The sequence below is a fragment of the Streptomyces sp. NPDC050856 genome (assembly GCF_040653855.1).
GTDB lineage: Bacteria > Actinomycetota > Actinomycetes > Streptomycetales > Streptomycetaceae > Streptomyces.
In genome coordinates this window covers 31,943-57,180 of the sequence record NZ_JBFAGV010000031.1, presented here as the reverse complement: position 1 = coordinate 57,180, position 25,238 = coordinate 31,943, and the positions used below count along the sequence as shown (strand labels likewise).

At 72.8% G+C, this 25,238-nt stretch carries 26 protein-coding genes and 1 pseudogene; 8 read left to right on the top strand and 19 right to left on the bottom strand.

Annotated features, from left to right (window positions below; translation table 11 throughout):
* Nucleotides 1-19: 19 nt before the first annotated feature.
* Nucleotides 20-130: pseudogene (locus AB0H53_RS24040) on the top strand (hypothetical protein); the annotation flags it as partial.
* 121 nt (nucleotides 131-251) lie between these two features.
* Here AB0H53_RS24040 and AB0H53_RS24035 read toward each other — a convergent pair.
* Together AB0H53_RS24035 and AB0H53_RS24030 are read right to left on the bottom strand one after the other, a co-directional pair.
* Nucleotides 252-467 (bottom strand): ferredoxin, encoded by a 216-nt coding sequence (locus tag AB0H53_RS24035; RefSeq protein ID WP_362116938.1) that lies wholly within the window; start codon nucleotides 465-467, stop codon nucleotides 252-254.
* 3 nt (nucleotides 468-470) lie between these two features.
* Nucleotides 471-1,664: a cytochrome P450 gene (locus tag AB0H53_RS24030; RefSeq protein ID WP_362116936.1), complete on the bottom strand. Its 1,194-nt coding sequence runs from the start codon at nucleotides 1,662-1,664 to the stop codon at nucleotides 471-473.
* 230 nt (nucleotides 1,665-1,894) lie between these two features.
* Between AB0H53_RS24030 and AB0H53_RS24025 the strand changes: the two genes are divergently transcribed.
* Nucleotides 1,895-2,446, top strand: a complete 552-nt coding sequence (locus AB0H53_RS24025; protein ID WP_362116984.1) for a TetR family transcriptional regulator — start codon at nucleotides 1,895-1,897, stop codon at nucleotides 2,444-2,446.
* A 162-nt stretch (nucleotides 2,447-2,608) separates the two neighbouring features.
* Here AB0H53_RS24025 and AB0H53_RS24020 read toward each other — a convergent pair whose 3' ends face one another.
* The 3 genes from AB0H53_RS24020 to AB0H53_RS24010 all read right to left on the bottom strand — a co-directional run bounded on the left by AB0H53_RS24020 (nucleotide 2,609) and on the right by AB0H53_RS24010 (nucleotide 4,445).
* On the bottom strand, nucleotides 2,609-2,830 hold the full coding sequence (locus AB0H53_RS24020; RefSeq protein WP_362116933.1) for a helix-turn-helix transcriptional regulator: 222 nt from the start codon (nucleotides 2,828-2,830) through the stop codon (nucleotides 2,609-2,611).
* On the bottom strand, nucleotides 2,830-3,327 hold the full coding sequence (locus AB0H53_RS24015) for a DUF2975 domain-containing protein (protein ID WP_362116931.1): 498 nt from the start codon (nucleotides 3,325-3,327) through the stop codon (nucleotides 2,830-2,832). Before AB0H53_RS24015 ends, AB0H53_RS24020 begins: the two co-directional genes overlap by 1 nt.
* 335 nt (nucleotides 3,328-3,662) lie before the next feature.
* The gene (locus tag AB0H53_RS24010) at nucleotides 3,663-4,445 is read right to left on the bottom strand and encodes an NAD(P)H-binding protein (protein WP_362116928.1); all 783 of its coding nucleotides are present in this window, start codon (nucleotides 4,443-4,445) and stop codon (nucleotides 3,663-3,665) included.
* An 83-nt stretch (nucleotides 4,446-4,528) separates the two neighbouring features.
* Here AB0H53_RS24010 and AB0H53_RS24005 point away from each other — a divergent pair, with 83 nt between their 5' ends.
* Complete coding sequence (locus AB0H53_RS24005) at nucleotides 4,529-5,002, top strand: Rrf2 family transcriptional regulator (RefSeq protein ID WP_362116925.1); 474 nt, start codon at nucleotides 4,529-4,531, stop codon at nucleotides 5,000-5,002.
* 121 nt (nucleotides 5,003-5,123) lie between these two features.
* A complete protein-coding gene (locus AB0H53_RS24000; protein ID WP_362116922.1) occupies nucleotides 5,124-5,456 on the top strand; it encodes an NIPSNAP family protein in 333 nt (110 codons plus the stop codon).
* Nucleotides 5,457-5,526: 70 nt separating this feature from the next.
* Here AB0H53_RS24000 and AB0H53_RS23995 read toward each other — a convergent pair whose 3' ends face one another.
* The 12 genes from AB0H53_RS23995 to AB0H53_RS23940 all read right to left on the bottom strand — a co-directional run bounded on the left by AB0H53_RS23995 (nucleotide 5,527) and on the right by AB0H53_RS23940 (nucleotide 20,085).
* On the bottom strand, nucleotides 5,527-6,108 hold the full coding sequence (locus AB0H53_RS23995; protein WP_362116919.1) for a nucleoside 2-deoxyribosyltransferase: 582 nt from the start codon (nucleotides 6,106-6,108) through the stop codon (nucleotides 5,527-5,529).
* 58 nt (nucleotides 6,109-6,166) lie between these two features.
* On the bottom strand, nucleotides 6,167-6,814 hold the full coding sequence (locus AB0H53_RS23990) for a class I SAM-dependent methyltransferase (RefSeq protein ID WP_362116916.1): 648 nt from the start codon (nucleotides 6,812-6,814) through the stop codon (nucleotides 6,167-6,169).
* A 67-nt stretch (nucleotides 6,815-6,881) separates the two neighbouring features.
* Nucleotides 6,882-8,780, bottom strand: coding sequence for a hypothetical protein (locus AB0H53_RS23985; RefSeq protein ID WP_362116913.1), 1,899 nt, complete (start codon nucleotides 8,778-8,780; stop codon nucleotides 6,882-6,884).
* Between the two features lie 256 nt (nucleotides 8,781-9,036).
* Nucleotides 9,037-10,359 (bottom strand): MFS transporter, encoded by a 1,323-nt coding sequence (locus AB0H53_RS23980; protein ID WP_362116910.1) that lies wholly within the window; start codon nucleotides 10,357-10,359, stop codon nucleotides 9,037-9,039.
* Between the two features lie 74 nt (nucleotides 10,360-10,433).
* The gene (locus AB0H53_RS23975) at nucleotides 10,434-11,714 is read right to left on the bottom strand and encodes an ATP-dependent carboxylate-amine ligase (protein ID WP_362116907.1); all 1,281 of its coding nucleotides are present in this window, start codon (nucleotides 11,712-11,714) and stop codon (nucleotides 10,434-10,436) included.
* Nucleotides 11,711-12,889, bottom strand: a complete 1,179-nt coding sequence (locus AB0H53_RS23970) for a DegT/DnrJ/EryC1/StrS family aminotransferase (RefSeq protein ID WP_362116904.1) — start codon at nucleotides 12,887-12,889, stop codon at nucleotides 11,711-11,713. The genes AB0H53_RS23975 and AB0H53_RS23970 overlap by 4 nt, the downstream gene beginning before the upstream one ends.
* The gene (gene blsG / locus AB0H53_RS23965; protein ID WP_362116901.1) at nucleotides 12,886-14,064 is read right to left on the bottom strand and encodes an arginine 2,3-aminomutase; all 1,179 of its coding nucleotides are present in this window, start codon (nucleotides 14,062-14,064) and stop codon (nucleotides 12,886-12,888) included. Before blsG ends, AB0H53_RS23970 begins: the two co-directional genes overlap by 4 nt.
* An 88-nt stretch (nucleotides 14,065-14,152) precedes the next feature.
* The gene (gene blsF / locus AB0H53_RS23960) at nucleotides 14,153-15,121 is read right to left on the bottom strand and encodes a CGA synthase-related protein (protein ID WP_362116898.1); all 969 of its coding nucleotides are present in this window, start codon (nucleotides 15,119-15,121) and stop codon (nucleotides 14,153-14,155) included.
* Between the two features lie 157 nt (nucleotides 15,122-15,278).
* A complete protein-coding gene (blsE, locus tag AB0H53_RS23955) occupies nucleotides 15,279-16,268 on the bottom strand; it encodes a cytosylglucuronate decarboxylase (RefSeq protein ID WP_362116895.1) in 990 nt (329 codons plus the stop codon).
* 189 nt (nucleotides 16,269-16,457) lie between these two features.
* Nucleotides 16,458-17,795, bottom strand: a complete 1,338-nt coding sequence (locus AB0H53_RS23950) for a hydroxymethylcytosylglucuronate/cytosylglucuronate synthase (protein WP_362116892.1) — start codon at nucleotides 17,793-17,795, stop codon at nucleotides 16,458-16,460.
* Nucleotides 17,796-18,947: 1,152 nt separating this feature from the next.
* Complete coding sequence (locus tag AB0H53_RS23945; RefSeq protein ID WP_362116889.1) at nucleotides 18,948-19,445, bottom strand: peptidylprolyl isomerase; 498 nt, start codon at nucleotides 19,443-19,445, stop codon at nucleotides 18,948-18,950.
* Nucleotides 19,446-19,623: 178 nt separating this feature from the next.
* Nucleotides 19,624-20,085, bottom strand: coding sequence for a DUF6234 family protein (locus AB0H53_RS23940; RefSeq protein WP_362116885.1), 462 nt, complete (start codon nucleotides 20,083-20,085; stop codon nucleotides 19,624-19,626).
* A gap of 296 nt (nucleotides 20,086-20,381) precedes the next feature.
* Here AB0H53_RS23940 and AB0H53_RS23935 point away from each other — a divergent pair, with 296 nt between their 5' ends.
* The gene (locus AB0H53_RS23935; protein ID WP_362116882.1) at nucleotides 20,382-20,819 is read left to right on the top strand and encodes a nitroreductase family deazaflavin-dependent oxidoreductase; all 438 of its coding nucleotides are present in this window, start codon (nucleotides 20,382-20,384) and stop codon (nucleotides 20,817-20,819) included.
* 310 nt (nucleotides 20,820-21,129) lie between these two features.
* Here the strand turns inward: AB0H53_RS23935 and arsB are convergent, their stop codons facing one another.
* Together arsB and AB0H53_RS23925 are read right to left on the bottom strand one after the other, a co-directional pair.
* On the bottom strand, nucleotides 21,130-22,212 hold the full coding sequence (gene arsB / locus AB0H53_RS23930; RefSeq protein ID WP_362116879.1) for an ACR3 family arsenite efflux transporter: 1,083 nt from the start codon (nucleotides 22,210-22,212) through the stop codon (nucleotides 21,130-21,132).
* Complete coding sequence (locus tag AB0H53_RS23925) at nucleotides 22,209-22,514, bottom strand: metalloregulator ArsR/SmtB family transcription factor (RefSeq protein WP_362116876.1); 306 nt, start codon at nucleotides 22,512-22,514, stop codon at nucleotides 22,209-22,211. The genes arsB and AB0H53_RS23925 overlap by 4 nt, the downstream gene beginning before the upstream one ends.
* Nucleotides 22,515-22,608: 94 nt before the next feature.
* On the opposite strand from AB0H53_RS23925, the gene AB0H53_RS23920 reads away from it, so the two are divergent.
* The 3 genes from AB0H53_RS23920 to AB0H53_RS23910 all read left to right on the top strand — a co-directional run bounded on the left by AB0H53_RS23920 (nucleotide 22,609) and on the right by AB0H53_RS23910 (nucleotide 25,219).
* Entirely contained in the window at nucleotides 22,609-23,022 is a 414-nt protein-coding gene (locus AB0H53_RS23920) for an arsenate reductase ArsC (protein WP_362116873.1), read from the top strand.
* A 331-nt stretch (nucleotides 23,023-23,353) separates the two neighbouring features.
* Nucleotides 23,354-23,767, top strand: a complete 414-nt coding sequence (locus AB0H53_RS23915; RefSeq protein ID WP_362116870.1) for an SSI family serine proteinase inhibitor — start codon at nucleotides 23,354-23,356, stop codon at nucleotides 23,765-23,767.
* Between the two features lie 357 nt (nucleotides 23,768-24,124).
* Complete coding sequence (locus AB0H53_RS23910) at nucleotides 24,125-25,219, top strand: glutamate--cysteine ligase (protein WP_362116867.1); 1,095 nt, start codon at nucleotides 24,125-24,127, stop codon at nucleotides 25,217-25,219.
* The last annotated feature ends 19 nt before the right edge of the window (nucleotides 25,220-25,238 follow it).

Here is a 25,238-nt window from a genome sequence, read left to right as displayed (position 1 = left end):
CCCGGCGGAAGCGACCCGCATCGGCCACGGACGCGACGTTGCCGTTTCGCTGTCGCCGGGCGCGACGCGCCCGCGCGCGTCCCGGCGCCTCACCTTCTCCGTCCCGGTACCCGAACTGGGCCACTGGGACGTGGCGCGGGGCAGGTGGTCGGTCACCGCCGGCCGGTACGAACTCCTTGGTGGGCGGCTCCAGCGCGGGCATCCGGCCGGCGGCGACCCTGGCGGTCGCCGGGACGCGCGCCCGCGCCCGGTCAGGGCCGGGGGCCGACGGTGCGTGGCCCGTCACGGACGACGATGGCCAGCGCCGGGCACGAGTCGGCGGCGTCCAGGGCGCGACCGTCCTCGGCGATCTCCGCGCGCACCGGTTCGGCGTGGGCACCGTCCAGGCGGAAGAGGTCGGGCGCGAGGGCCGCGCACATGCCCGAGCCCATGCACTGCCGCGGGTCGATCTCGGTGGTCCAGGTCACCGGTCACCACCCCACCGGCATCTCACGCGGGCCGCGGACCAGCATCCGATTCTTCCAGACGACGTCTCCGGCGAGGTGGAGGGCGGGGAAGCGGGTGATCAGCGCCTGAAGTGCCTCCTGGAGCTCCAAGCGGGCCAGGGGCGCACCGAGGCAGTGGTGGACGCCGTGGCCGAAACCGAGGTGCTGCACTCCGGTACGGGTGATGTCCAGGCGGCCCGGCGCGGTGAACTTCAGCGCGTCCCGGTTGGCGGCGCCGACCGCGACCAGCACCGGTTCCCCGGCGCGCACCAGTGTGCCGCCCACCTCGATGTCCTCCGTGGCATAGCGCGGGAACGCGGCTCCGCTGCCCAGCGGCACGAAGCGCAGCAGCTCCTCCACGGCGCCCGCGACCAGGTCCGGCCGGCCGCGCAGCAATGCGAGCTGGTCGGGGTGTTCCAGCAGGGCGTGGAGGAAGTTGGGGATCTGGCTCGCCGTGGTCTCGTGTCCCGCGATGAGGATCCCGACGCACAGGTCGGTCAGTTCCAGTTCCGTCAGCCGGTCCTCCGTGTCGCGGGCCTCGATCAGCGCGGTCATCAGGTCGGGGCGGGGGTCCTCCCGGTGGTCCTGGATCAGCGCGGCCATATAGGTGCGCAGCTCCTCGCGGTTGCGGGTGAACTCCTCGGCGGTCAGTGAGCTCGTGGACAGCGCGGCGTCGCTCCAGACCCGGAATCTGGGGCGGTCCTGCTCCGGTACGCCGAGCATCCGGCAGATCACGGCCACGGGAATGGGCAGGGCGTAGTGCTCCACGAGGTCGGCCGGCGGCCCGGCGGCTTCCATCTCGTCGAGGAAGCCGTGGGCCAGTTCCCTGACCTGAGGGCGGAGCTTCTCCACCCGGTGCACGGTGAACGCCTTGGCCACGAGGGTGCGCAGCCGGGTGTGCCCGGGCGGATCCATGCTGAGGATGCCGGAGTCCTGCTGACCCTCGGTCTGCCGGGGTTCGTCGTGGTGCAGGGCGTCCGCCCGGCTGAAGCGGCGGTCGCCGAGCACGAGGCGGGCGTCGGCGTAGCGGGTGGCCAGCCAGGCGGGCTCGCCGTAGGCCATGCGTACGCGTAAGAGGCCGGGTCGCTCCAGTGCCTCCGTATACGCCTCGGCCAGGCCCAGCCCTTCCGGTTCGTTGAACGGATAGGCCAGCGGTGTCTGCTCGCGAGCGGTCGTCACGGGGAACCTCCCTGGTGTAAGCAGCTGCTTACAAAACTAGAGTTGACCACCCGGCCGGTCAACGGCGCCTCCGTCCGTGGCCGTTGGCGGCGCACGGGCCGAGTGGGAAGGGATGAATGGTGGCGAAGAGGCCGGAAGTGGCGGCAGTACCGGCGGACACCGGGGCGGCACCGGAGGGCGCCGGGGCGGCGGCCGCGCGCCCACAGGACGGCACGTCGACGCGGGACCGGCTGCTGGTCGCCGCGTCCGCCCTGTTCGCCGAGCGCGGGTACGAGCGGGCGACCGTGCGGGACATCGCAGCCCGGGCCGGCGTCAACCAGGCGCTGCTGTTCCGCCACTTCGGGTCGAAGCGGGCTCTCTTCGGTGAGGTGATCTCGCGGAGCGGCCTGGAGCAGCTGCGGAGCACTCCTGCCGCGTCGCTGGTCGAGACGGTGCTGTCGAGCATGCTCCGTCCCGCGCCGGCCGAGGGCGGGGGCGGCCGGTCGCTGGAGACCCTGCTGCGGTCGGTGGGCGCCGACAACGAGGTCTCGGCGGCGGTCACGGCACTGGGCGACGACTACGCCTCGGCGCTGGCGACGCTGAGCAGCACCGGCGACAGCGGGCTGCGCGCCGATCTCGCCCTGTCCTGGCTGCTGGGCATCGGGCTGATGCGGGTGGTCATCGGCAAGCGGCCCCTGGCGGACGCGGACCCGGACGAGGTGAGCCGTCTGGTGGTGGGCGCGCTGGGCCACCTGCTGGAGGGCCTGCCGGATCCGGCGGAACGCGCCGAGGAGCGGGACTGACGGCGGGGAGGTGGTGGGAACCCTGACCGGAACGGGCACGGCGGGGCGGGCCCCGCGCTCGACCCGGGGTCAGGCGCGGGTGCCCCGCGGCGGCGGTCGGTCAGGCGTCCGCCGTGGGACGTTCCGCCCGGGCGGTGAGACAGGGATCGGGCCCGACCGGCGTCACCCGGTGGCGGCGTCCTCGGCCTCCCAGCGCAGCAGGTCGCCCGGCTGGCACTCGAGCACCTGGCAGAGCGCGGCGAGCGTCGCGAAGCGGACCGCCTTGGCGCGGCCGTTCTTGAGCACCGCCAGGTTGGCGGGCGTGATCCCGACGCGTTCCGCGAGCTCACCGACGGACATCTTCCGTTTGGCCAGCATCACGTCGATGTCGACGACGATCGGCATCAGATCACGCCGTCCAGCTCGTCCTGCATCCGCGCCGCCTCGGCATCGCGCGCGACGGCCTGGGCGAGCAGCATCCGCAGCACGAGCACGATCAGGGCGACCCCCAGGATCGCCACGGCGACCCCGCCCAGCAGGAGGACCACGCCCGGCGCGACGGCCTCACCCGGCGCCAGGAGGACCCCCAGGGCGAAGACCAGCAGGGCGGCCGCCACGAGCGCGCCGATCACGACGTGCACGTACCGGAAGGCGGCGTGGGAGAAGAGGGTGCCGCGTTTCACCATCGTCACCAGCCGCCAGACGCAGACCAGGACCACCTGGACCGTCACCAGGCCGAGGACCGTGATCACGAGGATCGGGGCGCGCAGGTGCGCGAGATCCCCGTCGAGCTCCCCCAGGTCCCTGGCCAGCAGGGCCACCATCACGGTCTGCACGAACACCGAGCCGGCGAGCAGTACCGCGAGCACGGCACGCAGCGCGAGCACTGTCAGTTTTCCCATCGCCTCTCCCTCACCCGAGTAACGATGGAAATCTATCGATTCTCGATAGGCGAAGCAAGGGGCCGGCCGGTCGGCCCATGGCTCCGTAGGCGCGGCGCGCCCGCCGGCCGGTGGGCGGCCACCCGGTGGACAGGCGAAGATCCCCGGCGGGGTGGAACGGACCTCACTGTCGATCGGCCACGCCTCCGGCGGGTCGGACGCCTCGTCCGCGGCGCCGTGGAGGGGCGGGCGTGAGCACCCGTGCGAGACGCCGCCCCACCAGGCCCTCGGGCCCCCGCCCGCTCCGGGTGGTGGGCGTCCCGCCGACCTCTTCGGCCGCGCGCCAGGACCCGCGCCTACACCGCGCCGCCGGCCCGGTCCGCGCGACCGGAGAGCCGGCGCTGGTCCGCGAGCCACTCGTCGAAGGTGGTCGGTGCGATCCGGGCACCCGGGCCCGGCAGCAGGACGTCGCCGGCCATGGACGTACCGAACCCCGCCGACCACGTCGGCACCAGCCGCACCGCGCGACCACGCGCCTCATGGGTGCGCCGGGCCATGTCGACCAGGTCCTGCGGCTCGGGTCCGGCCACGTCCGGGTAGCGCCCGTGCGGCTCGCCCGTCGCGATCTCGGCGAGGACGTCGGCCACATCGGCGGGGGCCACCGGCTGCACCAGCAGCGGCGCGACGGCTGCGACACCGTCCCGCTCGGTCCAGCCCGCCACCATCGCGGCGAAGTCGTGGAACTGCGTCGCTGGAACGATCGTCCACGGCACCGGCCCCTCGGCCACCAGGCGCTCCTGCTCCCGCTTGGCGGCGTAGTGGGGGTTGCCCTCGACCCGGTGGATCCCGGCGATCGAGAGGAGTACATGGTGACGGACGCCGGCCCGCTCCTCGGCGGCGAGCAGGTTCCGCGTGGCCGTGCCGAAGTACGCCACCGCCTCGTCCCGGTCGGCCGCCGGCCCGTTGGTCGCGTCGACGACCGCCTCGACGCCGGCCAGGGCGCCGTCCAGTCCGTCGCCCGTCGACAGGTCCACGCCGAGCGAGCGGCTGACCCGCACGACCTGGTGCCCGTCCCGTTCCAGGGCGCTGACGGTGAGAGCCCCGATGTTCCCCGTCGCGCCGGCAACCGCGATCCGCATGATGTCCTCTCCTCGCCCCTCGACTGCTCGAACGCTATCTCGGACTAAATAGATCCGCAATATCGTTCATTAGACTCGGGGGCATGAAGTTGCCTGTGAGCACCGAGTGGGTACTGCACTGCGCCACGACCCTGGCGCAGCTGGAACCGGGAGCCTCCGCGTCGGCGGCACAGCTCGCGCGCTACTACGACCTGCCGGCGGCCTACCTAGCCAAGCAGCTTCAGGCGCTCGTCAGGGCGGGTGTGCTGACCGCGACGACCGGCCCGCGCGGCGGATTCCGGCTCGCGCGGCCCACTGCCGAGATCACCCTGCTCCAGATCGTCGAGGCGGTGGACGGCACGTCCGCACCGTACGAGTGCCGCGAGATCCGCCAGCGGGGGCAGGGAGCGCTGCCCCCCGAGGACTGCCACAACACCTGCGTCCTCGCCCACAGGATGGCGCGGGCCCACGAGGCATGGCGGCGCAGCCTCGCGGAGGTCTCACTCGCCGACATCCTGAGCGAACTGCCCCCGTCGGCCCCGGCCCGCACCCGTCTCCGCCTGACCGGGAGCGCGTAGCGCGGCCACCCGGCCGGCCCGCGCCGGGCCCGGGTGCCTACCCGGCCACCGCAGTGCGTCGGGCACGGTGGATCGCGCGTCGGAACGGCCTCGGCCGGGCCGGCGCACTAGCCTCGTACGGGTGCTTACTTGTGTGGTTGAGTACGTGATCGACCCGGCGAAGATCGAGGCGTTCGAACGCTTCGGGCGCCGCTGGATGGAGCTGGTCGACCGGCACGGTGGCTCGCACCACGGGTACTTCCTGCCGGCGGAGGGCGCCAGCGACAAGGCGCTCGCCCTGTTCAGCTTCCCCAGTCTCGCCGCGTACGAGGAGTACCGGACGCTGTTCGGCCAGGACCCCGAGTTCGTCGAGGCGGACCGGATCAGGGACGACAGCGGCTGCGTACTGCGCTACGAGCGCACCTTCATGCGCCCGCTCCTGCCGGGCTCCCCACCCGGTCCGTCATACGGGTGACGCCCGCGTCGGCGGGGGTCACCGGCCGTCCGTGCCACCCGCGGGCGCCGGGCCCGCGGGTGGCGGTCGGTCAGCCCGCCTGACCGGCGGCGTCGCGGTGCCGGGCCACCACCCGGCGCAGTGCGGCGTCCACGGCCGGCAGGACCTCGGCGATGTCCGTGCACTCCACGTACTCCACCGTGGCCACCGTGTGCAGCCCCTGTACCAGGAAGGTGTACTCCCGGTCCTTCTCCAGCAGCAGCACGATCGGCTTGTCGAACGCGCTGGCCCACCCGATCTCGATGTGGGTGCCGGGGGACGCCGGGTGGCCGGGCATCGCGACGAAGACGTCCGCCTTGCGGATCTCGTCCTGGTCGATCCGCGTGCAGACCTCCGGGCGCATCAGCTCCGCGCCCCAGGCCTCCCTGCGGTGGGCGTTGTGCACGGCGAGGCCCTGCGCCTCGAAGTGGTCGATGAGCACCGTGAAGGGCGCCTGGGCGTCCGACGGCATCCGGCCGGTGAGCGGGTCGAGGAGCTGGATGAACGGTCCGGCCAGGAACAGCGAGTCCACCCCGACCAGTTCCGGCGGCTCGGCCGCGGTGGACAGCGGGGCCGGGGCCGGGAGGGGAGCGGCTGCGGTCGGAAGGGGGGACGTGGTCGGTTCGGCGGTCATGCGGGCCTCCGGGGCGTCGTCGGCAGTCTGGGGCGGTCGGTGGCGGGGAGGGTCCGGTTCAGCTCTTCACGAAGCACTGGATGTACGCGTCGCCACTGGTTCCGTAGGTGTATTCCGTCGTGTCGTACGCCGTGTACGGGTGCCGCACGACCCGGATCTCCCGGAAGTGCGGCAGGTACTGCCACCGCAGTTCGGGCTTGGTGCTGAAGAAGGGGATGAACACCCCGCCGGGCCGCAGGACCCGGACCACCTCGGGCACGGTCCGCTGCCACAGCGCCTCGTCCTTCCAGACGTCCATGTCCAGCGCCGGGTCGAAGAAGATGCCGTCGATGCTCTCCGACGGCAGCTCGAAGATCCGCTGGAAGAAGTCGCCGCGCTCGATGCTGAGCGTGTCGGGCAGTTCCGGGTTGCGTTCCCGGAACAGTTCCTCGACCTCGTCGAACAGCTCCAGGACCCGGTGGCTGCGGGTGGCGGGGTTGTTGGCGATGCGGAGGGCCGACAGCCCCAGGCCGAGACCGACTTCGTAGAAGTCCCGGCCGTACTCGCACAGCATGTCGGCGCTGGCCCACATCAGGTCGCGCTCCCAGGCCTGCATGGCCTGCTCGCCGCCGATGCTGAGCGTCACTTCGCCGTCCTGTTCGACGAGCTCGATGGCGGGCTTGGTACCGGGGCCGGAGCCGGCCTCGGGCTTCGTGGCGTTCTCCATGACAGCACTCCTTCGCGTGGTGCGGTGGTGTGTGAACAGGGGGAGACGGTCCGGGCGGGGCGCGGGCTCACGCCCCGCCCGGTACGACGCCGAAGTGGCGCCGGGCTGTGGAGACGGCGAGGTCCTGCACGGCGAAGACGGTGAAGTAGTAGGCCTGCGGTGCCGTCTCGGGCCGGAAACGCACCCGGAACGTCACGTCCTGGGCCTGCTCCCCCTTGGCCCGTACCTTCACCGTGGCGGGTTCCACCGTGGTGTCCTCACGCAGATAGGTGGGCAGGAACAGACCCAGCCGGACGGGACCGGGCCGGGGCGCGGTGAGTTCGGCGCGTACGACCAGCTCGCCGCCCTGTGCGGCCTCGTCGTCGGCGTGGGCGAGCAGGACGGGGGCACCGGGCAGCCGGAAGGTGACGTCACCGCACCGCATGCAGACCACGCAGAGCGTGTCGGGGATCTGCGGGAGCAGTCCGCGCCGGGTGAACTCCTGCGCCGGGCGCCCGCAGTGGCAGGTCACTTCGCGTACTTCCGGGTCGAGCCGGCTGCGGTCGCCGAAGTGCGCGGGATAGTTCATGATCTCGTTCTCGGGATCGGCCGCCACCTGCTCGGCGATCACGTGGTCGAGCGACTGGAGGTCGGCGGTCAGCGAGCCGTGGATCTCCTCGGCGGACTGGTCGGCGAGGTGGGTGGGACGGGCCACCCACAGGTCGACCTTGCGGGCCAGCTTGGTCAGCCGGGGGCGCAGCGGGTGGCGCTGGGTGAGCAGATCGGACCCGAGCAGGGCGTTGAGCCGCTCCCCCACCGTGAGCAGCAGGGGGTCGGGCCGGTGGTCGGAGGGGACCGGGCCGGGCAGCGGCCGCGTCGGCACGGCCGGCAGGCCGAAGCGCATGAACGCCGGGTACGGGTGCGAGCCGGCGAGGCTCGCGTTGAGGACGTCCACGGTGTCGGCGCCGTCGAGCGCGGCTCGCATCCAGGCGGTGTTCTCGGGCCGGTCGGAGTCGTGGACGGAGACCGCGGACGCCACGAGCCGGGCGGGGCTGTCCAGCGCGTTGAGCAGCAACTGGTATTTGGGGTCGTACAGGGCCAGGTCGGCGAGCGGACCGCTGTTGCAGGCGCTGAGCACCACTTCCACCGCCCGCACTTGGTGCAGCGGGACCAGCTTGTCCTCCGGCTTGTAGCACGGCAGCCCGTAGGAGCAGCGCGGTCCGAGGAGTCCGGGGCGGGCCGGGGCCGCCTGGCTGAGGCCGCAGATGGTGAACTCGCCCAGGTTGAGGCTGTCGTCCTTGCCGTGGCCCTGGAAGACGACGCGCCGCCACAGGGTGTGGAGGATCTCGCCCTGGATGTCGGCGGCCGGCCGGTCGAAGTCGCGGTCGTCGAAGACCCGGACGCCGGGCTGCCGGGGGGGCCGGTCGGTGTCGGTGAACAGCCCGACGGCGTCGGCCTCCGGGGCGGCGGTGGCGTACTGCTTGGCGACGTTCCAGGCGACGGAGTCGCCGTCCCGCCCGCTGAGCAGGGTCAGGGCGTGCTCGGGGCCCCGGTAGGTGGACAGCAGCAGGTCACGCACGACGTCCAGGGTGAGCCGGTCGTACGCCCCGAGCAGCAGCACGGTGCCGGGGTGCCGGTCGAGGAAGGTGCGCGGCTCGCCCAGGTCGTCCTCGGTGAGCCAGGTACGGGCGAGCGGGCGCGCCAGTTCGACGGTGCCGTCCGGGAGGTCCTTCGCACCCAGGACGACGCCGGTGTCGAGCGGACGGGGCAGCGCGCTGCCCGCGTAGAGCTGGGCGGCCAGCGCGATGCTCTCCGCCAGATCGGGCCGGCCTTCGACCGGTACGGGCACGGGTGTGCGGTCGGGCGCCCGCAGGAACGCCTCGACCGCGCCGGGCAGTTCCGCGTAGTCGACCGGGCGGAACGGTCCGGTGCCCGGCAGGGGCAGGGAGCGCCCGTGCTGCCGCTGGTCGTTGGTGGCTGCGTTCATGACAGGGGTACCTCGGGTTCCTGGGGTCATCGGTGGGACGGGGCGGCCGCTCGTGAGGGGCCGTACGAGGGGGACGGTGGAACGGGCGAACGGAGCGCGGCCGACGGGCGGGAACCGTCCGGCGCCGGAGCAGGGCGGGCCGGCCGGGGCGCCGCGGACGGCACCCGCGGCGGCCCGGGCGCGGGCGGGGTGCCGCTCCCCGGGTACGGGCGGCGCGCGGCGCTCCGGCCGGCTGCGGGTGACGCCGGGCGGCGGGTCACGCGGTGCGCTCCGGCGTCTCGGTGGCCTTTCTGCCCAGCAGCGTCTGGCAGCCGAAGGCCAGAACCGCGCCCGCCAGCGCGGTCGCCAGGGCGACCGCGAACACCCCGCGCGGGCCGATCGCTTCCACCAGCAGTCCGCCCGCCTGCTGGCCCAGCGCGTCGCCCACGACTGTGGCCAGCGAGGCCCAGGTGAACGCCTCCGCCAGGAGCCGGCCGTCGGCGACCTGGCTGACCAGGGTCATCTCGCTCGCCGACACGAGCGCGATGGGCAGCCCACCGACGGCCAGGGCGACCCCGAGGGTGAGCGGCGACGTGGCCAGCAGTGGCAGCCCGGCGCCCAGCGCGAAGGCCAGCACCAGCCAGGGGAAGCGGCGGTGCACCGCCACCTCCGGCTTCGACCGGCCCAGCAGCAGGGCGCCCAGGGCGCTGCCCACTCCCCAGCAGGCGTACACCACCCCGGTCCCCCCGGTCGACCCGTACTGGTCGACGAAGGCCGGGATCGCCAGCGTGAGCAGTCCGACAGGTACGGCGCAGGTCGCCATGACGGCGGTGAGGACGGCCATCGCGGGTGTCCGCATCGGACCCAGCCAAGGCCGTCCGGTGCCGTCGGCGTCCGCCGGCCTCCTCTCCGGGACCCCGGACGGCAGTGGTGTCAGGGCGAGGCCCAGGGCCCCGGCACCGCCCATCGCCGCGACGGTGACGACGGCCGTCCCCGCCGACCCGAGGAACATCAGCCCGGCGAGCATCAGCGGTGCCCCGATCACCAGCACTTCGGTGAGCAGCGCCTCCCAGAGGTAGGCGGTCTCGCGCTCCTCGTCCCGCAGCGGCAGCCGGGCCCACAGCGACCGCATGACCGCGTTGGCCGGCGGCAGGGCGATCCCGGCCGCGACGGCCGCGACGGGCTGCGCCCAGTCGCCGGGGCGGGTGGCCCACACCAGCAGCGCGAGTGCGGCGGGGTAGACGACGCCGGTGACGAGCAGCACCGCGCGCCGCCCCTGGCGGTCCACCCGCCGCGCGACGAGCGGGCTGCCCACCGCCATGCCCAGGGTGTAGAGCGCGGCGACGAAACCCGCCTGTGCGTAACCGCCGCCCTGCTCACGGACCACGAGGACCATGGCCAGCGACATCAGGTACACGGGCAGCCTGGACACCACGCTCCACCAGGCGGCCCCCGCCACGTGCGGGCGCGTCAGCAGGACGAGGAACTGGCGGGGCACACCGCTGGCCACGTGCTCGATCTCCCTTCCGCGGCCGTCGCCCTCGGGCGGCCGGCCGTTCGGCGTACGGCCGCGGTCGCGGCCGTGCGGTCCGTTCTTCACTGTCGTTCCGTGCGCTCGGCCCGGACGGCCGTCGCCGTCGCACCGGGCACGGGTGCCGATGGGCCGGAGCGGGGTCAGAGGGGCGCCGCCCCGGGTCGCGCGGCGCCCGGCTCCGGCACCGGGTCGAGCTCGATGCTGAAGGTCCCGAGCACCTCCCGCATACGCTGTTCCACCTCGCTGACGGACGCCCCGGCGACATGGACGTACCCGGAGGCGTTGTGCGAGGCCCGGCGGCCGGTGACCGTCGCGCCCGCCCCGACCTTGAGAACGGCGTCGAGGACCCCGGGGATGCGCTTCAGCTCCTCGGGGCTGGTCACGCGCCGGACCACGCCCGAGCCGGGAAGCGGCAGCAGCAGGTCGCCCACGCAGCGGCGGTGGCGGTAGCGCAGCTCCGGGCGGCGGCCGAGGTAGACGTCCAGGGTGGCGCCGAAGATGTCGAAGCCGTACGCGAGACCGTGGTTGGCCGGGATCTCGCAGCCGGCCAGCCGGATCCCGATCTCGCCCATGCGCACCGTGTCGCCGTCCACGAAGAACTCCAGGTGGGCGTAGCCGTGGTCGATGCCCATGCCGCTGACGATGCGCTGGACCAGTTCCCGTACGTCGACGGGCGGGCCCTCCCCGCTCCCGACGCTGATGTTGGCGTTCATGGCACCGTCCACGATGTCCAGCGGTCGGCAGGGCATCGCGCTCGGCCAGGCGTCGAGCACCTCTCCGGCGTGGATGAGGGCGCACGCCTCCCATTCGGTGCCGGTGAGGAACTCCTCGACCATCCACTCCCGCGCCGTGAAGTCGATGGGGCCGAGGTCGTCCGGGCCCTCCAGCCGGTAGGTGTCGACGCACGCGAAGGAGTCGACGGGCTTGAGGACCAGGGGCCAGCCGTGGCGACCGGCGAAGCGCGCGACGTCCGAGGGGGTCCGCACCCGGGCGTAGCGGGCGGTGTCCAGGCCCAGTTGCCGGAACTTGTCCTTCATCGCCGCCTTGTCGCGTACCCACCGCACCTGCCGTCGTGTCAGGTGCGGCAGTCCGGCGAGGGCGGCGAACCGCTGGGCCACGGCCTGGCGGGGTTCGGAGGGGTTGCAGAAACGGGTCGGACGCGCCGGCAGCGAATCGGCCCAGACACGGTACCGCTGCGCCTCCTCCTCGAGTGGCACTCCCTCCCGTACCCAGAAGGCGGGCAGGTGCGCCGTCTCGCGCAGGTACTCGCGCGACAGGTCGCGCCGCAGCTCGGTGAAGCGCAGCAGTACCAGCCGGCCGTCCAGGGCACGGGCCGCGTGCCGGGTGAAGGAGGAGGCCCGGTCGTCGGTCATCAGCAGCACCGGTGGTCGGCCGTCCGCCCGGTCGGGGGCGCCGCTCACACCGCCTCCAGGACCTGGCACACGGCCTTGGCGGCGACGATCTGCTCCTGTTCCGGCAGTTCGGGCGAGAGCGGTACGCACAGGGTGCGGTCCAGCAGATCACGGGTGCGCGCGAACCCGTCGCGGCTCAGGGCGAGCGGCCGGCCGGGCGCGTGGTTCCAGGGGAACCCGTCCGCGTACAGCGACCTGCGGGCCTTGAGGACGGGATGGTCGGCCAGCAGGTACTTGTCGAGGGTCCAGTTGGCGATGCCCCGGGCGGTGAGCGCGTCGACGGCCGCGTCCCGCAGCTCCCGGCTCTCCCAACGGAAGCGCAGGCTGACCTTCGCGTCACCGGCGGCCCGTGGCAGGAACCGCAGGTCCGGGCGGTCGGGCAGCAGGTCCGTGGCGATGGCGTACATGCGTTCCAGCCCGGTCAGCACCTCGTCGAGGTGGCGGAACTGCTGGGACTGCACGGCGGCCACCTCCTCACTGGTGACGAAGTTCTCCCCGTAGTGGGCGTCCTCGTCCCACGTCGGGTAGCGACCGGGGACGCGGGCCGAACCATGGTCGTGGTACGAGCGCATCCTGGCCCATGCCTCGGGGTCATTGGTGACGATCAGGCCACCCTCGCCCGACGTGAGCACCTTGTTGTGGTGGAAGCTGTACGTGCCCGCGTAGCCGGCCGTTCCGGCGTGCCGTCCGTCGGGCAGCCGCGCGCCGAGCGACTGGGCGCAGTCCTCGATCACATACGGCACGTCCCGCGGGACCCGGGCCACGGTGCCCTCCATGTGGGCCACCACCACCCTCCGGGCGTCGGGCGGCAGCAGTGTCGGGTCCATCGAGAGGGAGTCGTCCGCGTCGACGAGGACCGGGATCAGTCCGCAGGAGAGGACGGCACCGGCCACCGCGACGAAGGTGACGGCCGGGATGTGGACGAGGTCCCCGATGGAGGGACGGGTCGAGATCAGGCACAGGCGCAGTGCCTCGGTGCAGTTGTGCACCGCGAGGGCGTGGGCCGCGCCGAGGCGGTCGGCCACCGTCCGCTCCAGCCGGGAGGCCATGCTCTCGGACTCCGTCTGGTAGCGGAAGAGGACCTGCTGCTCGACGACCTCGCGCAGTTCGCTCATGTCGGACCAGGCGAGGTAGTTGGCCCCGTAGGGCAGGAAGCGCTGTCCGAGCCGTTTGTCGAGGGTCATCGCAGATCGGTCTCCCGGATCGGGTGCACCGAGCTGTCGACGACCATCTCCTGGCCGCGGTAGTTGCGCAGCAGCAGGCCGTCCGGGGTCTCGCTGTAGGAGGGCCGGGCGATGGGAATCTTGCCGATTTTGGTCGTCAGGACGTACTGCGGCACACCGAACCCGGTGATGTGGCCCTGCAGTCCCTCCATGATCTCCCACCCCTTCTCCACGGAGGTCATGAAGTGGGAGACGCCCGTGACGTTGTCGCAGTGGTAGAGGTAGTAGGGCCGCACCCGGATGCGCAGCAGCTCGGTCATGAGCGTGCGCATGGTCGCCACGTCGTCGTTGATGCCGCGCAGCAGGACCGTCTGGTTCCCCACCGGGATCCCGTGCCGCAGCAGGCGGTCCACCGCGGCGGCCGCCTCCTCGGTGATCTCCTTGGGGTGGTTGAAGTGGGTGTTCAGCCAGACGGGGTGATAGCGGGCGAGCATCTCGCACAGCTCGTCGGTGATCCGCTGCGGCAGCAGCACCGGGAAGCGGCTGCCGATGCGGATGATCTCGACGCTGGGAATGGCCCGGAGCCCGGAGATGATCTCCTCCAGTTTGCCGTCCTGGTACGAGAGGGGATCACCGCCCGTCAGCAGGACGTCCCTGATCTCGGGGTGCTCGGCGATGTACCGCAAGTCCTCGTCGTACGAACCGCCCTCGTCGTCACGGAAGTACGTACCGTCGACGTCGGTCGTGTGGAACTTGCGGGTGCAGTGCCGACAGTAGACCGGGCACGCCTCGGTGACCAGCATGATCACCCGGTCCGGGTACTTGTGCACCACGCGGTTGGTCTTGCGGTAGAACATGTCGCCGACCGGGTCGACCTCGGCGCCGGAGAACTCGGCCAGTTCGCCCATCGCGGGCACGGCCTGACGCCGGACGGGGCAGTCGGGGTCGTCGGGGTCCATCAGGGACGCGTAGTACGGCGTGATGCTCCAGCGGTACTTGCCCGCCGCCTTGACGATGGCCTCCTCCTCGTCGGGGCTCAGCCGGATCCACTGCCGGGCCTTCTCCGCGTTGGTGACACGCTTGCGCATGTGCCAGCGCCAGTCGCGCCACTGCTCGTCGGGGACAACCGGGCGGAAGGGCGCCGGAACCGCGTCCGGGGCCGTGGCGGCGTCGGTCTCACCGGGGGTACGGGACATGGCAACTCCAGTGTCGACAGGGTGGGGCAGGGGTCGGGAGGCGCGGATCGCGCCCGCTCGCGGACGGCAGGCGGTCACCACGGGGGCGTCACAGCGGGGCGAAGGAGAGCTGGCGCAGGGTGCGGGCGACACGCTGGGCGCCGCGCAGGTCGTCCGGTGCGGCGGCGAGCTCCCGCCACGGGCCGGCGGCCGGGTCCTGGGGCGGCGTCCACAGCTCCGGGTCGGCGGGGTCGGCGGCTTCCGGCAGGGACACCGCGGTACGGGTCCGCTCGGCCAGGTCCCGCTGGGCGGCGCCCAGCGCGGGCAGCAGGGCCAGGGGGGCGCGGCGCGCCTGGGCCAGCGTCAGCGCGGCCAGTGTGGGGGAGGCCAGGAACACCTCGGCGCGGGCGTGCAACGCGTCCACGTCGACCTCGTCGGCGCGGTGCGTGTCGACACTCCCGGTGGTGCCGGCCGCCACCTCCGCGCCGTTGCTCAGGGCGGCGTGGACCAGGGGACCCGCGGTGTCGTGGACGATGTCGCAGTGGCCGGTGCGGCGTGCCGCCTCCCGGGCCAGTGCCACCATCGGGCCTGCCACGAAGGCCGCCGCCTCGGCCTCCGGCACGCCCCACAGCGACAGCAGCAGCAGCGTGCCCGCCCGGGTCCGGCCACGGCTCAGCCGGGCGGGAGCCAGCGTCCCCGTCGTGCGGACGTCGCGGCCCGTGGGACGCGGGCCGGGCAGCCACCCCGGCAGGTGCACCCTGCGCAGGGCACCGGCCAGGGCCTCGTCGGCCGGCGCCGTGTCGGGTTCGTGCCCGGAGCGCAGGTGCACCACCGGCACCCCGAGTGCCAGCAGCCGGACGGCCGCGTCCCGGTCGTCGCACACGAGCGCCACATCCGGCGGGGGCCCACCGGGGTCCTCGTCGGGACGGCCGCCGGGTCCGGTGGCGCGGGCGAGGCGCAGGTCGCCGGTGTGGGCGGCGATCCGGCGCCCGGCCAGCAAGGAGTCGAGTTCGTCGTCCCGCGACACCAGGAGCAGGCGGTGGCGCGTGGCGGCCGGGACCTCCTGGGGGATGTTCATGGGTGCCTCCCTCCGTCTGCTTGTCGGGTCTTGGGGTCGTCCGGGCCCCGGTCCCCCGGTCGCCCGGGGCCGGGCGGCCGGGCGGGGAGGTCGGCGGGCGCGGGTGCTCCGGCGCGAGGGGCCACGTGGGTGCTCCGGCCGGCAGGGGCCCGCTGGTTCAGTACTGCCAAGGGGTCGCCGTCCCGAGCCTGGCGACGTCGTCGCTGTAGCCGGCGGCCGTCGTGGAGCAGCCGGCGCACAGCTCCGGGCCCCGGTCACGGAAGAAGTCGGCGTGCGCCCGGAACACCGGGGTGTCCAGGCTGATCGCCCCGCCCTCGCGCAGCGGCGCACCCCCCGGGCCGCTGTCGTCGTCCCGGTGCGGCAGGCAACTGCACGCGTACATCCGCTCGTTCTTGCCGTCGATGTAGATCACGTCGTCGACGACGTGGCACAGCGGCCGGGAGGCGCGTGGCGTCTGCGACTCGGTGAAGTACCGCTCCTGTTCATCCGGGGTGTCGCCGTAGAAGCGCTTGCCCAGGGGCACGAGCCAGGTCGCGGGATCGGCGTCGTACACCGGGTCGCAGACCGCGCGGACCTGATCCGGGTCGGGGTAGCGGATGGAACGGTCGAGCTTCAGGGCGGACAGCTCCCACTGCTTGACCCCGGCCTCGGTCAGCACCCGCTGGAGCTCCGGCATCTGATCGTAGTTGTGCGGGCCCACCACGGTGTTGACCCGGGGCAGCACACCGAGGGCCGCGGCCTCGCGCAGCCCGCGCAGTCCGCTGTCGAACATCCCGGGGGAACGGCGGTAGACGTCGTGGGTGGCCCCCGAGGACCCGTCGAGGCTCACGATGACCTGCGCGAGGCCCGCCTCGGCGAGGGCACGGGCCATCTTCGGCAGCATGCTGCCGTTGGTGATCAGGGACATCCGCATCCCGGCCGCCGTACCGGCGCGCACCAGCTCCACGACATCCGGGTGCATCAGCGGCTCACCGCCGGTGAAGCGCACATAACCCACCCCCGCCTCACGCGCCTTGGGCAGCAGATCGGCGAAGTCCTCCACGGAGAACCGGAAGGTGTCGCGGGACAGGGCGAACTCGCACATGAAACAGTCGGCGTTGCAGGCTTCCAGGATCCTGATGAAGAGATACCGCTGACGCTCGCGCATGGTACGGAACCTTCCGGCCGCTCGGATCTGCTGTGGTCTGTACGGGGGGCAGCCCATGGGGGACGCCGGTGGGTCGTGGGATGCGGTGTGGCCCGGGTGACAGGGTGGCGGGACACGGGCTCCGGCGGTGGGGTGGCACGGCGGTGCGGGCGTTCCACCGGCCGGGGAGCGGACGGGGCGCCGGGCGGCTCAGCTCGCCGACCGTGCCCCCGCCACCAGTGACAGAACGGCGTCGGCGACCTGGGCGGCGCCCTCGGTGCCGACCCGTGAGGCGAGTCCGCCCCAGCCCTGGTGTGTCCCGGCCGTGCGGAGGGCCCCCCGTATCGCGTCGCGCAGCCGGCGGCGGGCCGCGTCCGCGCCGGGGCCCGTGGCCGTCTCCGCGATGCTCCCGTAGATCAGTGTCAGCGCGTGGTCCTCCCCTTCGGCCCGCCGGGCGAGCGCCTCCTCCTCGGTGAAGACGTCCTCGGGCCACCGGGTGCGGACGTCGGCCCCCACGGCCCGGCTGTGGAAACGGCCGTTGAAGACCTGGCTCAGGTTCTGCGGCGGCAGGCACACGGTGGGCACCCCCAGGCCGTCCGCCTCCAGCAGGGTGGTCAGGCCGGGAGAGGTGAGCAGGACGTCGGTCTCGGCCAGCCGGTCGAGGAACGCGCTGTGGGGCAGCGGCCCGGCCGTCGTGCGGGGTGCTCCGGACGAGCCGCCGGTGAGCCCGGCGACCAGGTCGGACGGTACGTTCCCCGCGATGTGCACCTCGCTGACCCCCTCGGCGGCCAGTGCCTCCACGGCCGCGGGAATCACGAGGCGCGGGTAGTGCGACCAGTCGGCGAGCCTGGGGGCGCGCAGCCCGCCGAGGTTGATCAGGGCGGTGCGGTACGGGGCGGCGGAAGGTCCCGCCGATTCTCTCCGCACCTGCGCCGGCGTGCCCCGTCCCTCCGCCGGGCCGCGCGTCGCCGGCACCGCCCCGGTCCGGCGTGGCCGGCCCGGCGGGGTGGCGACGATCGCGTCGACCCACCGCAGCGCGCGTACGGAGTCGAGCACTCCGCGGCACTCCGGCGGCAGTTCGACACAGCGCTGCGCGCAGTAGACCGAGACGTCCAAGGGCAGGTCGGGGCGGTCGCCGTCGGTCCAGAGGAACGGCAGGCTGTCCACGAACACCGTGGGCACTCCGGTCGCCTCCAACGCCATGGCGAGTGGCCCGTCGAGCACCACGACCGCCGCCGTCACATGTTGGGTCCGGACGATCCGCCGCACGGTGTCGAGGGTGTCCCCGGCCGACTCCGGCAAGTCGTACCAGGTCTCCACGGGGTGCGCGGCGAGCAGGGGCCGGCCCAGTCCGGATCCGATGCCGATCAGCCGCAGGGGCCCGCCCGACCGCTCGGCCAGCGCGGAAAGGACGGCGCTCAGTTTCCCACTGCTGCCCCAGCCGAACTCCGCCCCCGCCAGGGCGATGGTCGTGGGCTCGACCGCCTCCCGTCGGGTCGGGCGGTCCGGGTCTCCGGTGGGCAGCGGCCGATCAGCTACAGGATTCATCGGTCTTCCTCGACCTCCTTGAGAGCCGGTGAGCTGAATTGGGCGCTCCGGCATCCGGTGTAACGGTCACCCGCTTTGCTTGGCCCGGCAAGGAGGTGGTCATGACTTCGAGCCAGTTGTACAGACCAGTGGACACGGAGGGGGCCGACGGGGCGGAGTGGGAGCCCTCGCCCCTTGTGAATGCGCGGGAAACAAGGGGAAGGAGGGAAGTGACGGACGGCTGCGGCCGGTCCGCTCGGCCGGATCGATGTCCGGTATATGCCAGAGGCCAGCCTCACCAGGTCGTCCGAAACTCAACGACTTACGCCGGATCCCGGCCGTCAATCTGGCGCGAAGTGGTCAGAAAGGTATGTGCTGTCGGCGTTCGGGGCAGTGGCGGCGGTCACCTGGGCCGGCGTCGGCTCGCTCCCCCGCCGCCCGGCCCGGACCGACCGGGGCACGGCGGGGGCGGGTACCGGCATCCGCGACGGCGGCGCGCGAGGGTGAACGGCGCCCACCGCGCGCACGTCACGGGCCATTTCCGCGGGCGAATGATCGTGGGACGGGACGTCATGGCCGCCGGGCGAGGGCGGTCACCGCTGGGCGGGTGCTGTGGCCCCCGGGCGAGTGCGATCACCACTGGGCAGGTGCTGTGGCGCTGGACGCGCTTTGTGGCGCTGGACGAGGCCCGGCGGGAGACGTGCCGGCCTCGGCATCCGCGACCGCACCCGGGACGGGGCCGGGCGGACGTCGGCCGGTTGCCGGCCGGCGGGACGGCGAGGACCCGTGAGTCGCGTCCGTCCACGGCCACGGGGAGGAGCAGAAATCCCTGCTGCCACGCGGGGGGACCGGAGTGGGGCGGTGGCCTTGCTCAGCGCCGAACCGCCGGCATCCGGGCCGGTGACGGCACCGGGGCCCCGGCCCCGCGTACCGTGGACGACCGCGAAGTGCGTCGCCGCCGGTGCTCGACGGCCGCCTTCGGGCGGCCGTGCCGCCGGGCGGGCGAGGCCCGGTGCATCCGGCCGCGAGGCCGTGCGCGGTGGTGAACCTCGGGGCCCGGCCGGAGCGGTGACCACATCCGGGCCCCGCTCCGGTCCGCGGGCCTCGTACGTCCCGGCGGGCCGGGGCGCGCATCATGCGACGCGTCCCGGCCACGTGCCGTGGGCGAGCGGGTTACTGGCCGACGACGCCCGATTCCGCGATGACGATCTTCGCCCGGGTGGCACCGGACTGGGAGCCCAGGGACTCGATCCGCTTCACCAGGTCCTCGCCCTCGACGACCTCGCCGAAGACCACGTGCTTGCCGTCCAGCCACGGCGTCCTGACCGTGGTGATGAAGAACTGCGAGCCGTTGGTGTTGCGGCCGGCGTTCGCCATGGACAGCAGGAACGGCTTGTCGTGCTTGAGGTTGAAGTTCTCGTCGGCGAACTTCTCGCCGTAGATGCTCTTGCCGCCCGTGCCGTCGCCGCGGGTGAAGTCGCCACCCTGGAGCATGAAGTCGGGGATGACCCGGTGGAAGCCCGAGCCGGCGTAACCGAAGCCGTGCTCGCCGGTGGCCAGCTCACGGAAGTTCCTCGCCGTCTTGGGGACGACGTCGTCGTACAGCTTGAAGACGATCCGGCCCGCGGCGTCGCCGTCGATGGTGATGTCGAAGAAAACGTTGGTAGACATGAGGAGATCCTTTCATGACTCCGGCGCTGGGCTCGGCAGCCCCCGCCCCGGGTCGACAACGGCGTGCCGCCACCGCTCTCCGCGGGGCGGCCGGGCCACGTCCGGGTATCCGGCCCGTCGGCTGCGTCCGGCGGACGGCCGGCCGCGGCGGTTCGCGTGCCCGGCCGGCCGGACCCGGTCACCCGCCGTGCTTCGCGCATTCGCTGTTGCTACCCCCACTGCGGCACCCCGGCACGCCCGAGGTCGGCGCCGGGAGGGGGCGGCCGTCGTGTTCGTCCAGCCGGTCCTGCAGGGTGCCACCGCCGAAGACGAGCAGAGTGACCAGTACGGCCATCGCCCCCTGGCTCACCACCGTGACCACGGCCCGGGCGCGGGAGGCGATCACGGCGGCCACGAGCGCCAGCAGCCCCACTCCGCCGACGGCGGGCAGGTAGCGCCACATCGACACCGGTTCCACGGGCTCGTCCGGATCGCGTGCGAGATCGAAATGGTCCAGGAAGGGCCAGATGATCAGGATCACCGCCAGCGCGGCCAGTTCGACGAACACCAGCAGACACGACATCCCCACGTCGGCGCCCCGTCCGGCCGGGGGCTTCACCGAGGCGTCATGGGCCGGTGGTGCGATCGGCAGGTTGCTCATCCCACCACCCTGCGGCGCGTGCCCGGACGGCCACATGAGTACGGATACTCAGCCCGGTGCGAGATCGGCGTCCCGGCTGGGAGAACCGGCGGGAGGAGCCCGGCGGGGAAGAGCCCGGCGGCCGGAGTGGCGCCCTTCCACGCCCTGGGGCGCTCGGCGGGTGACCGGCCGTGCCCCGTGCTCGTCCGGCCGGTGCGGCAGCCTGGCGGACAATCGCTCCTCCGGCCCATCGGGCTGAAAGGGTGGCGGCGGGCATCGGAAGACGGTGGCCGGCGATGGTGGAGACAGGAGCGGTGATGGCGAAGACCTATCGAATCGGCGTCGGCACGAAGGCGGTGAACGCCGTGTTCCTCGCGATGACTCGTGCGGGTCTGGGAAAGGGCTACCGGCACGTCCTGACCGTGGTGGGCAGGAAGACGGGGCGCGCGTACTCGATTCCGGTCGATGTGATGGAGAGGGACGGCGAGCGCTGGCTGGTGGCGGCTTACGGGGTGACGAACTGGGTGCGCAACGTCCGGGTGGCCGGCGACGTGACCCTCAGCCGGGGCGGCCGTTCGGAGCGACTGCGCGCCGTCGAGGCGGGTGCGGAGGAGAGCGTGCCGGTTCTGCGCCAGTACTGGCGCGAGGTGCCGGTCACCCGCCCGTACTTCGATGTGACCGCGAGCTCCACGCACCAGGAGTTCCTGGCCGAAGTACGACGTCATCCGGTGTTCCGCCTGGTCGGGCCTCGCTGAGAGGAGCCAGGGGCGAGGGCGGGCAGCCCGCCGCCCCTCGGCCCTGGCGCGCCGGCGTCGCGCGCGGCGGCACCGACCTGTCACACGCGTACCGGCCACTCCATGGACGCGCCATCCGGTCCGCACCGCCCGTTGTGGTCAGGGTGTTTCCGTACCTGGGGCATGCGGGCGGGTGAGCCCGGCGTGGGCGGACCGGCCACCGCCCGCCGGTGCGCGCCCCGCCGGCGCCGGCTGCCGAGCGGGGCGGCACCGGCCGTGCCCCGTGCCGGAGGGTGTGACTGTCGGTGTCAGCGGGGGATGAAGCGGTGTGTCACGGCGTGGTGGCGAACTTCCCGCGCCAGGCCAGCGACACGTACACCAGCGCGATGAGGACGGGAACCTCGATGAGCGGGCCGACGACACCGGACAGGGCCTGGCCGGAGGTGACACCGAAGGTGGCGATGGCGACCGCGATGGCCAGCTCGAAGTTGTTGCCGGCCGCCGTGAAGGCGAGGGTCGCGGTGCGGTCGTAGTTCAGGCCGATCGCCTTGCCGAGCAGGAAGGTGCCGAACCACATGACCGCGAAGTACACCAGCAGCGGCAGGGCGATGCGGGCGACATCCAGCGGCTGCGAGGTGATCGTCTTCCCCTGGAGGGCGAACAGGATCACAATCGTGAACAGCAGCCCGTAGAGCGCCCACGGTCCGATCCTCGGCAGGAAGTCCGCCTCGTAGGAGCGGCGGCCGAGCTTCTTCTCGCCGATGCGGCGGGTGAGGAAGCCCGCGAGCAGCGGGACGCCGAGGAAGACGACGACATTCAGCGCGATCTTCCACATGGAGATGTCGAGGTGGTCGCCGTCGCCCAGGCCGAGCCAGCCCGGCAGCAGGTCGAGGTAGAACCAGCCGAGCAGCCCGAAGGCGAGGACCTGGAAGACGGAGTTGAGCGCGACCAGGACAGCGGCGGCCTCGCGGTCGCCGCACGCCAGGTCGTTCCAGATGATGACCATGGCGATGCAGCGGGCCAGACCGACGATGATCAGGCCGGTGCGGTACTCGGGCAGATCCGGCAGGAACGCCCACGCGAGGGCGAACATCACCGCCGGCCCCAGCACCCAGTTGATCACCAGGGACGAGACCATCAGCTTCCGGTCGCCGGTGACCGCGTCGAGCCTGTCGTAACGGACCTTGGCCAGTACCGGGTACATCATGACCAGCAGCCCGAGTGCGATCGGCAGGGAGACACCGCCGATCTCCACCTTGCTGAGCGTGTCGTTCAGGTCCGGGATCAGGCGGCCGAGCCCGAGTCCCAGAGCCATCGCGGCGAGGATCCAGACGGCGAGGAAGCGGTCGAGCGTGGACAGCTTGGCGACGACGGAGGGTTCCTGGACGGTCGCGGGGGTTTCGGTACCGGTCACGGACAGGCCCTCTTGTTGTCGGTGGCGCGGGCGGATTCGGCGAGAGCGGCGAACTGTTCCGCGAGAGCGGCGATGACGTCGGGCCTGAGCCGGTAGTAGGTGAACCGGCCGCACGGCTCGGTCTCCACCACCCCGGCCTCCCGCAGCACCCGCAGGTGGTTGGAGAGGTTGGTCTGCCGGGCGCCGGTCTCCTCCACCAGATGCGTGGTGCACAGCGTCTCGCGGGCCAGCAGGGTCACGATCCGCAGCCTGAGCGGGTCGGCCAGTACCCGCATCAGTTCAGTGTCGACTGACGTCATCATGCGCTGATACTGTCACATCAGTGGTGACTGACACCACCGGGCTCGATGACGTTCCTCGCTCATGCCCGTCCGTCCGCCTGAGAAGAGACCTGCCGTGCCCGACAAGCCCTCCGTGCTGTTCGTCTGCGTCCACAACGCCGGCCGCTCCCAGATGGCCGCCGCCTGGCTGTCCCACCTCGCCGGGGACCGTGTCGAGGTCCGCTCCGCCGGTTCCGCCCCCGCCGGCCGGGTCAACCCGGCCGCCGTCGAGGCGATGCGCGAGGTCGGCATCGACATCTCCGCCCAGACCCCCAAGATCCTCACCGTCGACGCCGTCGAGGATTCCGACGTCTGCGTCACCATGGGGTGCGGCGACACCTGCCCCGTCTTCCCCGGCAAGCGCTACCTGGACTGGAAGCTGGAGGACCCGGCCGGGCAGGGAGTGGAGGCCGTCCGGCCCATCCGCGACGAGATCAAGGGCCTGGTCGAGGAGCTGATCAAGGAGATCGCCCCGGCGAGCACGGCCTGAGCCGTGACCGCAGCGCCTCCACCATCGGCACGGTCCCGCACCACGGCATCACCGGAATTGCCGGACCGTCCGTATCGCCCGTACCGCCTGCCGTGCGGTCGGAGGCATTCGCGCACCGGTGCGCGGGAGTGACCGCCGCCCGTCCGGCGGACAGCCCCCTGCCGCTCGCGCTCCGATGATCGGACAGGCGCCGAGCGCCGGGCCGATGGCGTGACTTCTCCGGTCGGCGGCGGTTGACGCACGAGGTGGTGCTGCCGCACCGCGCTGCTGCCGCTCGGTGCCGGTCCGGACAGAGGCTGGGCCGCGCCGAGCCCTTGCCCCAGGAGTATCCGTGCTGCGATCCAGCGGTCTCACCCTCGTACTGGCCACCGTCCTTCTCTCGGCGGGTAACGGCGCGGCGGCTGCGCCATGGCCCGGAGATCATCTGAGGCTCACCGTGACCAACAGCGGGGACCCGGCCAACGACGGGACCTTCGAGTTGTCCTGCCACCCCGCGGCGGGGTCGCACCCCGCTCCGCAGGCCGCCTGCGACAGGCTCGACGAGCTGACCAGGTGGGGCGAGGACCCCTTCGCGCCGGTGCCGCCGGGCACCCAGTGCTCCCTGCAGTACGGAGGGCCGGCCACCGCCCACCTCGAAGGCACCTGGGCGGGCCGGCCGGTGGATACGGACTTCCGGCGGTCCGACGGATGCGAGATCGTCCGCTGGGACAGGTTCCCACCGCTGCTGCCGCCCATCCGCTCCTGAGCCGGCCGATCCGGCCGATCCGGCCTTTCCTGCCGGACGCCCGGTGGGCCGAGGCAGGGGGTGTCGTTGGTGCGTGTGCGCCAATCGGCGCAGTGGGCCGGCGGCGGGCGCGCCGGGTGCGCCACTCCGTGGCCAAGCTGGAGCGTCGGAAGACCGTGCCCGGTGGACACCGTTTCAACGGGACGGTGGTATTCCTGGGGCACTGCATGACTCGCGGGCCGGCGGGCAGTGATCGACTCGACGACAACGGGCGTGGAGGCCAGACGTGAGGTGGACACCTGTCCCGGGCAGTTGGCGCGGTGGAGGCGAGCGGTGCCGGGTGGCTCGGCGGCGACCGACTCGTCGGCAGAGCGCCGGATGACCACATTCGGCGTTGAGGAGGAGTACCTGCTGATCGAGGCGGACGGCCTGTCGCCGGTGCCGCGAAACGACCGGGTGCTGGCGGAGGCCCGGGCGCTCCTGGGGGACAGACCGGGTGACCTGTCCCCCGAACTGCTGCGGTCGCAGATCGAGATCGGCACCCCGGTGTGCCGGGAACTGGACGAGGTGGCCGAACACCTCGGGCGGCTGCGCCGCCTGGTGGGCGAGGCCGCGGCGGCCGCCGGATGCCGGGTGGCGACGACGGGCGCGGGGCCGCGGCAGGGGCCGGGCCCGGTCCTGGTGACGGAGGGCACACCGTATGAGGACCTCTCCGCGGACACACCGCCGCTGATCCATGAACACATGATCAACGGCATGCACGTCCACGTGGGCATCGACGACCGCGACCTGGGCGTCGAGGTGCTGAACCGGCTGCGCCCCTGGCTGCCGGTGCTGACCGCCATGGCCGCCAACTCGCCCCTGTGGGACGGGCGGGACACCGGGTTCGCCAGCTGGCGCACCATCGCGTACGGGCGGTGGCCCGTCGGCGGTCCGCAGCCGCTGTTCGCCGACGCCCGCGACTACCGGGCCCGTACGGCGGAGCTGATCGAGTCGGGAATGATCCGGGGGCGCGGCCAGCTGTACTGGCAGGCCAGGCTCTCCGACCGCTACCCGACGGTCGAGGTCCGCGCCATGGACGTTCAGCTCGGCCTGGACGAAGCGGTCATGTTCGCCGGTCTGCTCAGGGCTCTGGTGACGACCCTCGTACGACAGGCACGCCAAGGGCACGCGCTCGTCCGCGTACCGCAGGAGCTGGTGTCGGCGGCCGTGTGGCGCGGTGCGCGCGACGGCCTGGAGAAGACCCTGCTCCACCCGATGGGGCTGCGCCCGGCACCGGCGGCCGACGTCGTCACCGCACTGCTCGAACATGTGGCGCCCGCGCTGGAGGACACGGGAGACCTGGACCGGGTGGCCGGGTCGGTCACCCGTCTGCTCTCCCAGGGGACGGGCGCTTCGAAACAGCGGGTGGCCCTGGCGGAGGGCGGCCCGTCGGCGCTGGCCGGTCTGCTGACTGCCGGCACCCGCCCCTGACCCGGGCTCACGTGGGCCG

Coding starts and splice junctions, on each gene's coding strand:
- AB0H53_RS24020 (WP_362116933.1), bottom strand. CDS start 2,830: ATGCCGATCGTCGTCGACATCGACGTGATGCTGGCCAAACGGAAGATG.
- AB0H53_RS24015 (WP_362116931.1), bottom strand. CDS start 3,327: ATGGGAAAACTGACAGTGCTCGCGCTGCGTGCCGTGCTCGCGGTACTG.
- AB0H53_RS24010 (WP_362116928.1), bottom strand. CDS start 4,445: ATGCGGATCGCGGTTGCCGGCGCGACGGGGAACATCGGGGCTCTCACC.
- AB0H53_RS24005 (WP_362116925.1), top strand. CDS start 4,529: ATGAAGTTGCCTGTGAGCACCGAGTGGGTACTGCACTGCGCCACGACC.
- AB0H53_RS23995 (WP_362116919.1), bottom strand. CDS start 6,108: ATGACCGCCGAACCGACCACGTCCCCCCTTCCGACCGCAGCCGCTCCC.
- AB0H53_RS23990 (WP_362116916.1), bottom strand. CDS start 6,814: ATGGAGAACGCCACGAAGCCCGAGGCCGGCTCCGGCCCCGGTACCAAG.
- AB0H53_RS23985 (WP_362116913.1), bottom strand. CDS start 8,780: ATGAACGCAGCCACCAACGACCAGCGGCAGCACGGGCGCTCCCTGCCC.
- AB0H53_RS23970 (WP_362116904.1), bottom strand. CDS start 12,889: ATGACCCTCGACAAACGGCTCGGACAGCGCTTCCTGCCCTACGGGGCC.
- blsG (WP_362116901.1), bottom strand. CDS start 14,064: ATGTCCCGTACCCCCGGTGAGACCGACGCCGCCACGGCCCCGGACGCG.
- blsF (WP_362116898.1), bottom strand. CDS start 15,121: ATGAACATCCCCCAGGAGGTCCCGGCCGCCACGCGCCACCGCCTGCTC.
- blsE (WP_362116895.1), bottom strand. CDS start 16,268: ATGCGCGAGCGTCAGCGGTATCTCTTCATCAGGATCCTGGAAGCCTGC.
- AB0H53_RS23950 (WP_362116892.1), bottom strand. CDS start 17,795: ATGAATCCTGTAGCTGATCGGCCGCTGCCCACCGGAGACCCGGACCGC.
- AB0H53_RS23945 (WP_362116889.1), bottom strand. CDS start 19,445: ATGTCTACCAACGTTTTCTTCGACATCACCATCGACGGCGACGCCGCG.
- AB0H53_RS23940 (WP_362116885.1), bottom strand. CDS start 20,085: ATGAGCAACCTGCCGATCGCACCACCGGCCCATGACGCCTCGGTGAAG.
- AB0H53_RS23935 (WP_362116882.1), top strand. CDS start 20,382: ATGGCGAAGACCTATCGAATCGGCGTCGGCACGAAGGCGGTGAACGCC.
- AB0H53_RS23925 (WP_362116876.1), bottom strand. CDS start 22,514: ATGATGACGTCAGTCGACACTGAACTGATGCGGGTACTGGCCGACCCG.
- AB0H53_RS23910 (WP_362116867.1), top strand. CDS start 24,125: ATGACCACATTCGGCGTTGAGGAGGAGTACCTGCTGATCGAGGCGGAC.